The sequence below is a fragment of the Streptomyces cavernicola genome (assembly GCF_029968035.1).
In the GTDB taxonomy this organism is placed as follows: domain Bacteria; phylum Actinomycetota; class Actinomycetes; order Streptomycetales; family Streptomycetaceae; genus Streptomyces; species Streptomyces cavernicola.
In genome coordinates, this window is sequence record NZ_JASCIQ010000079.1 from 1 (window position 1) to 10231 (window position 10231).

11 protein-coding genes are annotated in these 10231 nt (G+C 73.5%); 6 read left to right on the forward strand and 5 right to left on the reverse strand.

The window, feature by feature from the left end; all coding sequences use genetic code 11:
- Positions 1-115 precede the first annotated feature (115 nt).
- Positions 116-1600, reverse strand: a complete 1485-nt coding sequence (locus tag QIS96_RS37245; protein WP_282547321.1) for a PucR family transcriptional regulator — start codon at positions 1598-1600, stop codon at positions 116-118.
- A gap of 155 nt (positions 1601-1755) precedes the next feature.
- On the opposite strand from QIS96_RS37245, the gene QIS96_RS37250 reads away from it, so the two are divergent.
- Together QIS96_RS37250 and QIS96_RS37255 are read left to right on the forward strand one after the other, a co-directional pair.
- Positions 1756-3198, forward strand: coding sequence for an MBL fold metallo-hydrolase (locus tag QIS96_RS37250; protein WP_282547322.1), 1443 nt, complete (start codon positions 1756-1758; stop codon positions 3196-3198).
- Entirely contained in the window at positions 3195-3947 is a 753-nt protein-coding gene (locus QIS96_RS37255) for a sulfite exporter TauE/SafE family protein (RefSeq protein WP_282547323.1), read from the forward strand. Before QIS96_RS37250 ends, QIS96_RS37255 begins: the two co-directional genes overlap by 4 nt.
- Before the next feature lie 81 nt (positions 3948-4028).
- Here QIS96_RS37255 and QIS96_RS37260 read toward each other — a convergent pair whose 3' ends face one another.
- Positions 4029-4316: a metal-sensitive transcriptional regulator gene (locus QIS96_RS37260; protein WP_282547324.1), complete on the reverse strand. Its 288-nt coding sequence runs from the start codon at positions 4314-4316 to the stop codon at positions 4029-4031.
- Between the two features lie 82 nt (positions 4317-4398).
- Between QIS96_RS37260 and QIS96_RS37265 the strand changes: the two genes are divergently transcribed.
- Positions 4399-4989, forward strand: coding sequence for a rhodanese-like domain-containing protein (locus QIS96_RS37265; RefSeq protein ID WP_282547325.1), 591 nt, complete (start codon positions 4399-4401; stop codon positions 4987-4989).
- Between the two features lie 39 nt (positions 4990-5028).
- Here the strand turns inward: QIS96_RS37265 and QIS96_RS37270 are convergent, their stop codons facing one another.
- The 3 genes from QIS96_RS37270 to QIS96_RS37280 all read right to left on the reverse strand — a co-directional run bounded on the left by QIS96_RS37270 (position 5029) and on the right by QIS96_RS37280 (position 7109).
- Positions 5029-5175, reverse strand: a complete 147-nt coding sequence (locus QIS96_RS37270; protein WP_282547326.1) for a hypothetical protein — start codon at positions 5173-5175, stop codon at positions 5029-5031.
- 34 nt (positions 5176-5209) lie between these two features.
- Positions 5210-5650 carry a hypothetical protein gene (locus tag QIS96_RS37275; protein WP_282547327.1) on the reverse strand — a complete coding sequence of 147 codons (441 nt, stop codon included), beginning with the start codon at positions 5648-5650 and terminating at the stop codon, positions 5210-5212.
- Between the two features lie 82 nt (positions 5651-5732).
- On the reverse strand, positions 5733-7109 hold the full coding sequence (locus tag QIS96_RS37280; protein ID WP_282547331.1) for a phosphoribosyltransferase family protein: 1377 nt from the start codon (positions 7107-7109) through the stop codon (positions 5733-5735).
- 113 nt (positions 7110-7222) lie between these two features.
- On the opposite strand from QIS96_RS37280, the gene QIS96_RS37285 reads away from it, so the two are divergent.
- From QIS96_RS37285 to QIS96_RS37295, 3 genes are all read left to right on the forward strand, one after another.
- Positions 7223-8143, forward strand: coding sequence for an HAD-IIA family hydrolase (locus tag QIS96_RS37285; RefSeq protein WP_282547328.1), 921 nt, complete (start codon positions 7223-7225; stop codon positions 8141-8143).
- 137 nt (positions 8144-8280) lie between these two features.
- On the forward strand, positions 8281-9027 hold the full coding sequence (locus QIS96_RS37290) for a PP2C family protein-serine/threonine phosphatase (RefSeq protein ID WP_282547329.1): 747 nt from the start codon (positions 8281-8283) through the stop codon (positions 9025-9027).
- Between the two features lie 74 nt (positions 9028-9101).
- Positions 9102-10214 (forward strand): CapA family protein, encoded by a 1113-nt coding sequence (locus tag QIS96_RS37295; protein ID WP_282547330.1) that lies wholly within the window; start codon positions 9102-9104, stop codon positions 10212-10214.
- Positions 10215-10231 lie beyond the last annotated feature (17 nt).

Here is a 10231-nt window from a genome sequence, read left to right on the forward strand (position 1 = left end):
CCGCCGGATGATCCTGTCGCGCTGGGCGCTCGCCGCCTGCGTGGCGGCGGCGGCCGCCGGCGGGGGGGGGGGGGGGGGGGGGCGGCCCCCCCCCCCGGCCCCCCCCCCCCCCGGGTCAGTGGTCCGTGATCCGCCGCGCCAGCAGGGCCATCCACAGCGTCGTCAGGTCGCCCGTGCTGCGCAGGCTCCGGCCGGTGATCGCCTCGATCTTGCGGAGCCGGTAGCCGAGCGTCTGCCGGTGGATGCGCAGGGCCGCCGCGGCCTCCTGCCAACTGCGGTCGCTGTTGAGGAACGTCTCAAGGGTGACCGTGAGTTCGGTGCCGTGGAGCCGGTCGTGGTCGAGGACCGGACCGAGGACCATCCGCGTGGCGAACTCCGCGTCGGCGACGGTGCGGGGCAGCAGGATCGGCGCCGCCGTCTCGTAGTGCGCCACTCCGCCGCGCGAGGCGACGGCGGCCTGCAGCGCCCAGCGCGCCTGCCGTGCGGTGTCGGCCAGCTGCCCGAGGGCGGAGCTGCTCGCCGAGACGCCCACGGCGGGCACGGCCTTGCGGAGCAGGGCGACGACGTCGTCCACCCGGTCGCTCGACACGAGTACGACGACGGCGTCGCAGCGCGCCTCGCCGAGCAGCGCGGGCACCTCGGCGTCGCCGAGCAGGGCAACCGCGACGGTACGGGCCTGAGCCGGGACGGCAAGCGCGGTGCGCGCGCCGGCGAGACCGAAACCGTCGAGCGCGATCCGGCCCGCCTCCTCGCCCAGGCTGCCCTCGACCAGCCTGGCCAGGAGTTCGGCGCCGCGCACGTCCCGCTCCGCACGCTCGCGCCCGATGCGCTCGACCTCCATCGACATGAGGCTCTGGACGTGCAGCAGCAGAAACACGTCGATGTCGAGGTCCTCGGGCCCCTCCGCGACCAGCATGCACGGCCGGTGCGCGGACAGGGCGAGGGCGGTCGCCTGCACCGCGTCCGGGCCGTCGACGCGCAGCCGGGCGGGCAGCCGCTGCAGCTGCCCTGCGGTGTCCTCGACGAGCCGTGCGACCAGGCCAGGGGCGAGCGGCGGCTCCTGCGGCAGCACCTCGCTGCCGAGCGCGACGTCGAGCACGTGCAGCCGGTGCCCGATCTCGGTGGAGAGGCGGCTCAGCATCGACGCCTCGCCGAACGTGGCGGTGCGGGCCAGTTCGTAGAGCCTGCTGACGCGGGCGATGCGGCGCACCTGGTCGCTCTGGTTGGCGATGGACACCGTGCGCCCGATGGCCGCGAAGGGCGTGGTGTGGCCGACGAGGAGGACGGGGAAGCCGAGTTCGTCGGCGGCCGCCAGCATCTCCCGGGTCAGCGGCGGGGCCTTGAGGTCGTCGCCGATGGCGACGCCGGCGAGGCCCGCCCCGTGCAGCCCGGTGATGAGACGGCGCTGCGCCTGGGCGCCACGCGGGACGCAGATGCCGACCGTCATCAGGAGCTCGTCGGCGCCCAGCCAGCGCCACGGGTCCTCCAGCTCGCAGGAGTGCGCCCACACCAACGGCCGCCGCAGGCCCGCCGATCCGGCGAGCACCCGGCAGTCGAACTGTTCCATGCCGACGAGATCGCCGACGGTGAAGTCGTCCACGTCGCCCTGAAACCCTCGCGTCCTGCTCCGCCCGCCCCGATGTGACCGCCCCATGATGTCCGCCGAGCAGGTCCCGGAATATACCCCCGGGGGTAAATGCGTTACGGTGTGCGTAATACCCCCCGGGGTAATTTTCACTGTGAAGGGAGCACCCCGTGTTCTTCGTGGACACCGTCGAGCTTGAGGGTCTCGGCAACCGCAGCTATCTCGCCGGGGGCGAGCAGACCGCCGTGGCCGTGGACCCGCCCCGCGACGTCGACCAGGTGCTCGCCGCTGCGGCACGGCGGGGTGTGCGGATCACACATGTGGTGGAGACCCATGTCCACAACGACTACGTCACCGGCGGCCTGGAGCTGGCCCGGATCACCGGGGCCACCTATCTGGTCCCGGCCGGTGCGCGCGTCTCCTTCGCCCGGGTCCCGGTCGCCGACGGCGACGCCGTGGACATCGACGCCGACGCCGGGCTGACCCTGGCCGCAGTGGCCACCCCGGGGCACACCCCGCACCACACCGCCTATGTCCTCGCCGAGGCGGGCAACCCCGTCGCCGCGTTCACCGGCGGCTCGCTGCTTATCGGCACGGTGGGCCGCCCCGACCTCGTCGAGCCGCGCCTGACCGAGCAGTTGGCGCGGGCCCAGCACGCCTCGGTCCACCGGCTCGCGGACGCCCTGCCCGACAAGACGGCGGTCCTGCCCACACACGGCTTCGGCAGCTTCTGCTCCTCCGCCCAGGCCGGCGGGGACGCCACCACGATCGGCAAGGAGAAGGCGGCCAACACCGCTCTCACCTCCGACGTGGACACCTTCGTCGCCGAGCTCCTCGCCGGCCTCGACGACGTGCCCGCGTACTACGCCCACATGGGCCCCGTGAACGCGCGTGGGCCCGAGCCCGTCGACCTGACGCGGCCGGCCGTCGCCGACCCGGACGAGATCGCTGCGCGGCTCGCGGCGGGGGAGTGGGTGGTGGACCTGCGCAGCCGGATCGCCTTCGCCGAGGGGCATGTGGCGGGCTCGTTCAACTTCGAGGCGGACGGCAAGCTCGCCACGTACCTGGCCTGGCTGATCCCCTGGGGCAAGCCGGTCACGCTGCTCGCCGAGTCCCCGCATCAACTGGCCGAAGCGCAGCGCGAGTTGAGCAGGGTGGGCATCGGCCGCCCGGCCGCCGCCGCGACCGGCGGCCCCGCCGACTGGCTCCGCGCGGGCGACGCCCCGGCGTCCTTCCGCCGCTCGACGTTCGCGGGCCTCGCCGAGCAGCGACAGCGCCGGGACTCCATCGTGGTGCTCGACGTACGCCGTGACTCCGAGCGCGCGGACGCCTTCATCGAGGGGTCGGTCCACATTCCGCTCCATCAACTGCCCGGTCGTGTCGGCGAGTTGCCCGAGGGGGAGGTCTGGGTGCACTGCGCGGGCGGCATGCGCGCCGGCATCGCGGCCTCGCTCCTCGATGCGGCCGGACGACAGGTCGTCGCGATCGACGCCGGGTTCGACGCCGCGTACGAGGCGGGTCTTCCCGTGGTCGCGGGATCGGCGAGCGCCGCAGGATCGACCGCCGGTCGCCTGACCGTCGATGAGCACGGGGAAGACGGCTCGACGGCGTGAGCATGTTCGTACTCGCCCTGGTCGCCGGGGCCGTGATCGGCATCGCCCTCGGCGCGCTCGGCGGCGGAGGCGGCATCCTCGCCGTCCCCGCGCTGATCTACCTGCTCGGCTTCGCGCCGGCGGCGGCCACCACCGCCGGCCTGATCATCGTCACCGCCACATCCGCCACCGCCCTGTACGCGCACGCCCGCGACGGGAACGTGGCCTGGCGGACGGGTGCCCTGTTCGCCGCCGCCGGCGTCGTACCGGCGTTCCTCGCCGGAGCCGTCGCCGGGCGCGTCCCGGAAGCACTGCTCACCGGGGCTTTCGCGCTGATCGCCGCACTGGCCGCCGTACGCATGCTGCGCCGCACCGCAGACGCCGGGCCGCAGCGCCCCGTACGGCATGTGGAGGCGGCCGGAGCGGGCGCCGGACTCGGGGCCGTCACGGGACTGCTCGGGGTCGGCGGGGGTTTCCTCGCGGTGCCGGCCCTGGTGAACGTTCTCGGCTTGCGGATGCGGCGGGCGGTCGGCACCAGCCTGCTCGTCATCACCGTCAACTCCCTGGCCGCGCTCACCGCGCGGACGGGAACGGGCGGCGAGCTGCCGTGGGAGGTGATCGCCCCGTTCGCCGGGGCGGCCGTGCTCGGCGCGTGGGACGGCAAACGCCTCTCGGTGAAGGTCGACGGCGCGCGCCTGCAGCGGATCTTCGCGTTCGTACTGCTTGGGGTCGCGGCCGCGATGCTCGTGGCGACGGTCGCCGGAAGGTGAGCGCCGGAAGGGGCCGCCGGTACGCGAGGCTCTTACGAGGAGTGAGACGGCCCTACGGGGTGCCGCTCAGGGGTGCGCCCCTCAGGCCAGCGAGAGGAACAGCTTCTCCAGGCGGGCCCGCATCTCGTCCCGGTCCTCGGCGGAGCGGCCGCCGTCCTCCATGTCCGTGAGGCACTGCTGGAGTCCGGTCGCGATGATCGCGAAGCCGGCCCGGTCGAGCGCGCGCGACGCGGCCGCCAGCTGTGTGACGACCTCCTCGCAGTCCCGGCCTTCCTCGATCATCCGGATCACGCCGGCGAGCTGCCCCTGCGCGCGCCGGAGCCGGTTGAGCACCGACTTCAGTTCCGCGCCCGCCAGTTCAAGCTCCATCACCACTCCTCAAGAAATACCCCCAGGGGTAATATACTCCTCCTGATGGGGGCCCCGTCGATGAACAAGGATGACACCTGCCATGACTACGCCCACTGCCCTGAGCACCGACGAAGCACACAGCCGCCTGCATGAGCTGACCGTCGTCGACGTGCGCACCCCCGGCGAGTACGCCGGCGGCCACCTCCCCGGCGCCCTGAACATCCCCCTCGACCGGATCGAGCAGGCCCTGCCCGGCCTCCGGCAGGCCACCGAGCGCGGCGACGTCCTCGTGGTGTGCGCCTCCGGCAACCGCTCCGCGAACGCCTGCAGGATCCTCGCCGGGCACGGCATCGACACCGCCACCCTCACCGGCGGCACCGGCGCCTGGTCGGCGAACGGCCACGACCTGCACCGCCCGCAGGGCGCCGCGCGCACGGTCTGGGGCATGGAGCGCCAAGTCCGTTTCACCGCAGGCACGTTGGTGCTCACCGGCCTGCTCCTGGGCCTCCTGGTCCACCCCGCGTTCCAGCTGCTCTCGGCCGGCATAGCGGGAGGCCTGGTCTTCTCCGCCCTCACCGACACCTGCGGCATGGCCGCCGTGCTCGCCAAGCTCCCCCACAACCGCCCGCGCGCAGCCGACCTCGACGAGACGCTGGCCGTTCTGCGCGACGGCGGACGGCCCCGCCCGTAGCCGCCTCGTAGGGGACGGGGTCGAATTCGGCTGTACGGCTCAGGAGTTGGGGTCGTCGTCCGGTTCGGCGAAGTCGCTGAGGAAGCCCGACGGGTCGCTGGAGGAGGCCGGCTCCGGTCGGCGGTCGTCCGCTGCGTGGCCGCCCTCTGCCGTGACGCCCAGGTCGCGGCGCATCGCGTCTCTCATGGCGCCTATCAGGGGCCACAGCGCATGTTGGGCCTCAGCGGCCGACAGCAGGGTTTCGCCCGGCCGGGCGTTGGCCTGTTCCAGGCGCTTGACCTGGCCGTAGACGCGGGTCAGCGCCCGGTTGAGCGCGCGCCGGAGCGATCACCGTGTCGGGGGCGACCATCAGGGCCTCGGACCAGCGGCCGCGGTAGACGTCCTTGGTCTCCTCAAGGGCCCGGACGTCCTCGTCCCCGGGTTGACGGTCCCGGACCACGTACAGGTGACGGCTGAGCGCCGTGGTGAACTGCCGTGCGTCCCGGTGCAGTTGGGAGTAGCAGCTGCGCCGCAGTTCACGGTTCTCGCGCGCCTCCTGGAGGGCCTGGGCCGTCTCCAGCTCCCGTCTCTTGGTCCGGTCCGCGCCGCGCTGCGTGAGCAACGCACCCCCTAACGTGCCCGCCACACCCGTCACCGCGATCAGCACCGCCCCGAAGTCCATCGGGCCACCCTGGACAGCGGTTCCCGAGCGCCCCCTCCGGACGGCTCCCTCCGGTGGGGCCGCCTCGGCCGGAAAGGGCCGCTCAGCGCCGCACGATGTGCACCGGGCCGGGGCGGTCGCCCGCCGAGGTCAGGTGTCTGAGGAACCAGTCCCGGGCCAGGTCCGCGACCTGGTCCAGGGCGCCCGGCTCCTCGAAGAGGTGGGTGGCCCTCGGGACGATCTCCATCCGGTTCTCGCAGCGCAGTTCGGCCTGCGCGGAGCGGTTGAGGTCGATGACGAGGGAGTCGTGTCCGCCGACGATCAGCAGGGTCGGCGCCTCCACGTCGCCGAGGCGCGGCGCCGCGAGGTCCGGCCGCCCGCCGCGCGACACCACGGCGCCGACCGCCGTGTCCTCGGCGGCCGCCCGCAGCGCGGCGGCGGCACCCGTGCTGGCACCGAAGTAGCCGATGGGCAGCGACTCGCGCTCGCGCAGCCAGCGGGTCGCGCCGAGGAGCCGCGCCGTCAGGGTGTCGATGTCGAAGACATTCGCGCGGTCGGCCTCCTCGGCCGGGGTGAGCAGGTCGAAGAGGAGCGTGCCGAGGCCGGACGCACGCAGCACCGACGCCACCGACCGGTTGCGCGGGCTGTGCCGGCTGCTGCCCGAGCCGTGGGCGAACATCACCACGGCCTCGGCGTCCTCCGGCACCCCGAGGTCCCCGACGAGGCCGACCTCACCGGCGTCCACCTCGACTTCCACCTCGACCTCCGCCTCCTCTGCCTCGGCCGCTGCCTCACTGCCCGTTCCGGCCCCAGCCGTATGCCCTGCCGCCTCCGCCGCCGCACGCTCTGCCGCCGCCCGGGACAGGAGCGAGATGACCTCCGCGTCGGTGGTCTGCGAGAAGTCCCGGTACCACTCGCCCACCGAGCCGAACAGGTGCTGCGGGGAGAGGCACACCACGTCGTCCGCCACGCCGCGCATCCGCGCCACCGTGTCGGCGGGCGCCGTCGGCACCGCGAGAACCACGCGCGCCGCGCCCTGCGCCCGCGCGACCCGGCAGGCCGCCGCGGCCGTCGCGCCGGTCGCGATCCCGTCGTCCACCACGACCACCGTGCGGCCCTCGACCCGCACCCGGTCCCGCCCCTCGCGGTACCGTCCGGCCCGCCGCAGCAGCTCCTGCCCCTCCCGCTGCTCCACGGCCGCGATCTGCTCCGGTTCGACCCGTGCGTGCCGCACGATCTCCTCGCTCAGGACCCGTACGCCGCCCTCGCCGATCGCGCCGAAGCCCAGCTCGGGCTGGCTCGGGACGCCGAGTTTGCGTACGACGATCACGTCAAGGGGGGCGTTCAGCTCCCGGGCGACCTCGAAGGCCACCGGCACTCCGCCCCGGGGCAGGCCGAGCACGACGGGCCGCTCGCCCTCCAGGTGTCGCACTGCCTCGGCGAGGCGCCGCCCCGCATCCTCACGGTCGGTGAACAGCATGGCTGCTCGCCCCATCTCAGGACCTGTGTCCACGTATCCGTACCTGCTTGTCCGTACCTTCGGGGTAACTCCGTTCGCAGCGGATTGCAACCCGCCCCCGTACCGTCGGTCGTATGGGACGAGCACATGGGGGCCGCGAACACAGGGGCCGCCGGGCACATGGGGACCGCGCACATAGAGACCGCGCACATAGAGACCCGGTACAGAGGGGCGAGGCGGTCCGGGCCGTTCTGATCGACATCGACGGTGTGCTCACGGTGTCCTGGGAGCCGTTGCCCGGCGCCGTCGCGGCGATGGAGCGGCTGCGCGCCACGGGGCTGCCCTTCGCCCTCGTCACCAACACCACCTCGCGGACCCGTGCCGCCATCGCCGACCGGCTCGCGGGCGCAGGGTTCTCCGTCACGGCCGACGACATCCTCACCGCACCCGCCGTGACCGCCGCGTATCTGCGCGCGCACCATCCGCGGGCCCGCTGTCTGCTGCTCAACGCCGGCGACATCCGGGGCGACCTCGACGGCGTGCAGCTCGTGGACGACCACCCTGAGCAGCACGCGGCGGCAGCGGAACCCGAAGCGGGCGTGGTCGTCATCGGCGGCGCGGGCGACGCGTTCGACTACGCCGCCCTCAACCGCGTCTTCCGCCAACTGCAGTGCGGGGCAAGCCTCGTGGCGATGCACCGCAACTTGTACTGGCGTACCGCCGGAGGTCTCGACCTCGACACGGGCGCGTTCCTGCTCGGCCTGGAGAAGGCCGCCCGCGTGGAGGCGGCGATCACCGGAAAACCGGCCGAGGCGTTCTTCCGGGCCGCACTCTCCCACGTGGGCGCCGCACCGGCCGAGGCGCTGATGGTCGGCGACGACATCGAGTCCGACGTCCTTGCCGCACAGCGCGCCGGGATCACCGGCGTCCTCGTCAGGACCGGCAAGTACCTGCCCGAGACCCACCGTGCGGCGAGCGGCGATCCCGACCACGTCGTCGACTCCTTCGCCGACCTGCCCGACCTCCTGGAACGCCTCGGCACGAGCACCGCCTGAGCCCGGCAACGCCCCGCCCGCACGCGCACCCGCACCCGCACCCGCGAACGCGCAACGGGGCGGCAAGCGGGCAACGGGGCGACAATGGGATACGGGAGTGCGGAACGCGCCCGCCGGTACGGAGAGGCGGGAGGAACATGCCGTACGTGACGGTCACCGCCCTGAGCCACCCGGGGCTCATGCGCGAGCACAACGAGGACAGTCTGGCCGTCGGGCCGTGGACACTGTGCGCCACCGTGACGGAGAACCCGCAGACGCTGGGGTTCCCGCTCGGCACGCCGCTCGTCGTCGCGGTCGCCGACGGCATCGGAGGCCAGCCCGCCGGGGAGGTCGCCAGCAGTCTCGTGGTCCGGCACCTGGCCTCGCTCGGAACCACCCTGGACAGCGAACGGGCCCTGAAGGACGTCCTGAACGTCTGCAACCGCTCCGTCTACGCGGCCGCCGACGGCGACCCGCGGCTGACCGCCATGGGCACGACGGTCGCCGGGGTCGTGGTTCTTGAACGGGACCTGCTGGTGTTCAACGTCGGGGACAGCAGGGTGCTCGACGTGACCACGCGGCACGAGATGCTGCACCGGCTCAGCGTCGACGACAACCCGCCCCTGACGCCGGGGCGGCGCACCACGTCGGTCCTCACCCAGGCGCTCGGCGGCGCACCGAGCTTCACGGCGATCACGCCGCACGTCAGCACCATGCCGCTGAGCACGGGCGAGCGCTATCTGGTGTGCACCGACGGCCTCACCGACCCGGTGCCCGAGGACCGGCTCGACACGGTGCTTCGCACCAACGACGGCGGTCGGGCGGCGTTCGCGCTGTGGAAGGCGGCCATCGACGCCGGCGGCCCCGACAACATCACCCTCGCGTTGATCAGCATCGTCGACTGAGTCGAGTTGATCGATCAGCATCGACCGACCGACCGACCGACCGACCGACGTACCGACCGGACCGGAGCCCCGGAATGAGCACGCTGTTCGTCTGCGGCGACGTCATGCTCGGCCGTGGCGTGGACCAGATCCTGCCGCACCCCGGCGACCCCGAGCTGCGCGAGGGCTACGTACGCGACGCCCGCGACTACGTCGACCTCGCCGAGGCCGCCAACGGGCCCGTCCCGTACCCGGTCGACTTCGCCTGGCCCTGGGGCGAGGCCCTGGAGATCCTGGACGCGGCCGCGCCCGACGCGCGCATCGTCAACCTGGAGACCAGCGTCACGCGCACCGGCGGATTCGCCCCGGGCAAGGCCATCCACTACCGCATGGACCCGGCCAACCTGCCCTGCCTGACGGCCGCCCGGCCCGACGTCTGCGTGCTCGCCAACAACCACGTCCTCGACTTCGGCCGCCGCGGCCTCGCGGACACGCTCGACGCCCTCGGCGCACTCGCCGGCACGGGGCTGCGCACCGCGGGCGCGGGCCGTGACGCGGCCACGGCGGCGCTGCCCGCGACCGTCCCCCTCGGCCGAGGCCGCCGGCTCCTGGTCCTCGCCGTGGGCATGCCGTCCAGCGGCGTCCCGTACGACTGGGCGGCCGGCGAGGACCGCAGCGGGGTGAGCTTCGTCGTGGGCTCCTCTGCGGCAGCGAAGGTCCAACTGGCCCGCCGGGTAAGGGAGTTGAAGAAGCCGGGCGACATCGTGGTCGTCTCGGTCCACTGGGGCTCCAACTGGGGCTACGAGGTGACCCGGGACCAGGTGGCCTTCGCGCACGCCCTGATCGACGCGGGCGCGAACCTGGTCCACGGCCACTCCTCGCACCACATCCGCCCACCGGAGGCGTACGGCGGCGGGCTCGTCCTGTACGGCTGCGGCGACCTGATCAACGACTACGAGGGCATCACCGGGTACGAGCGCTACCGCGACGACCTGCGGCTCCTGCACCTCGTCTCGCTCTCCCCGGACACGGGCCGTCTCACCGGCCTGCGCCTCGTCCCGCTCCGGGCCCGCCGGATGCGCCTGGACGGCGCCCCGGACGCGGACCGACACTGGCTGCGTGCGCTCCTCGACCGCCTCTCCGAGGGCTTCCGGCCCTGCGTCCAGGACGGCTCGGGGAGCCTCACACTGATCCCGAGCGCGGACTGACAGCCGTCCAGGGGGCC

What these genes read in the sequence shown, in the direction of transcription:
- QIS96_RS37295 (WP_282547330.1), top strand. Translation starts at nt 9,102, where the DNA reads ATGAGCACGCTGTTCGTCTGCGGCGACGTCATGCTCGGCCGTGGCGTG.
- QIS96_RS37260 (WP_282547324.1), bottom strand. Translation starts at nt 4,316, where the DNA reads ATGGAGCTTGAACTGGCGGGCGCGGAACTGAAGTCGGTGCTCAACCGG.
- QIS96_RS37285 (WP_282547328.1), top strand. Translation starts at nt 7,223, where the DNA reads ATGGGACGAGCACATGGGGGCCGCGAACACAGGGGCCGCCGGGCACAT.
- QIS96_RS37270 (WP_282547326.1), bottom strand. Translation starts at nt 5,175, where the DNA reads ATGAGAGACGCGATGCGCCGCGACCTGGGCGTCACGGCAGAGGGCGGC.
- QIS96_RS37290 (WP_282547329.1), top strand. Translation starts at nt 8,281, where the DNA reads ATGCCGTACGTGACGGTCACCGCCCTGAGCCACCCGGGGCTCATGCGC.
- QIS96_RS37265 (WP_282547325.1), top strand. Translation starts at nt 4,399, where the DNA reads ATGACTACGCCCACTGCCCTGAGCACCGACGAAGCACACAGCCGCCTG.
- QIS96_RS37275 (WP_282547327.1), bottom strand. Translation starts at nt 5,650, where the DNA reads ATGGACTTCGGGGCGGTGCTGATCGCGGTGACGGGTGTGGCGGGCACG.
- QIS96_RS37280 (WP_282547331.1), bottom strand. Translation starts at nt 7,109, where the DNA reads ATGCTGTTCACCGACCGTGAGGATGCGGGGCGGCGCCTCGCCGAGGCA.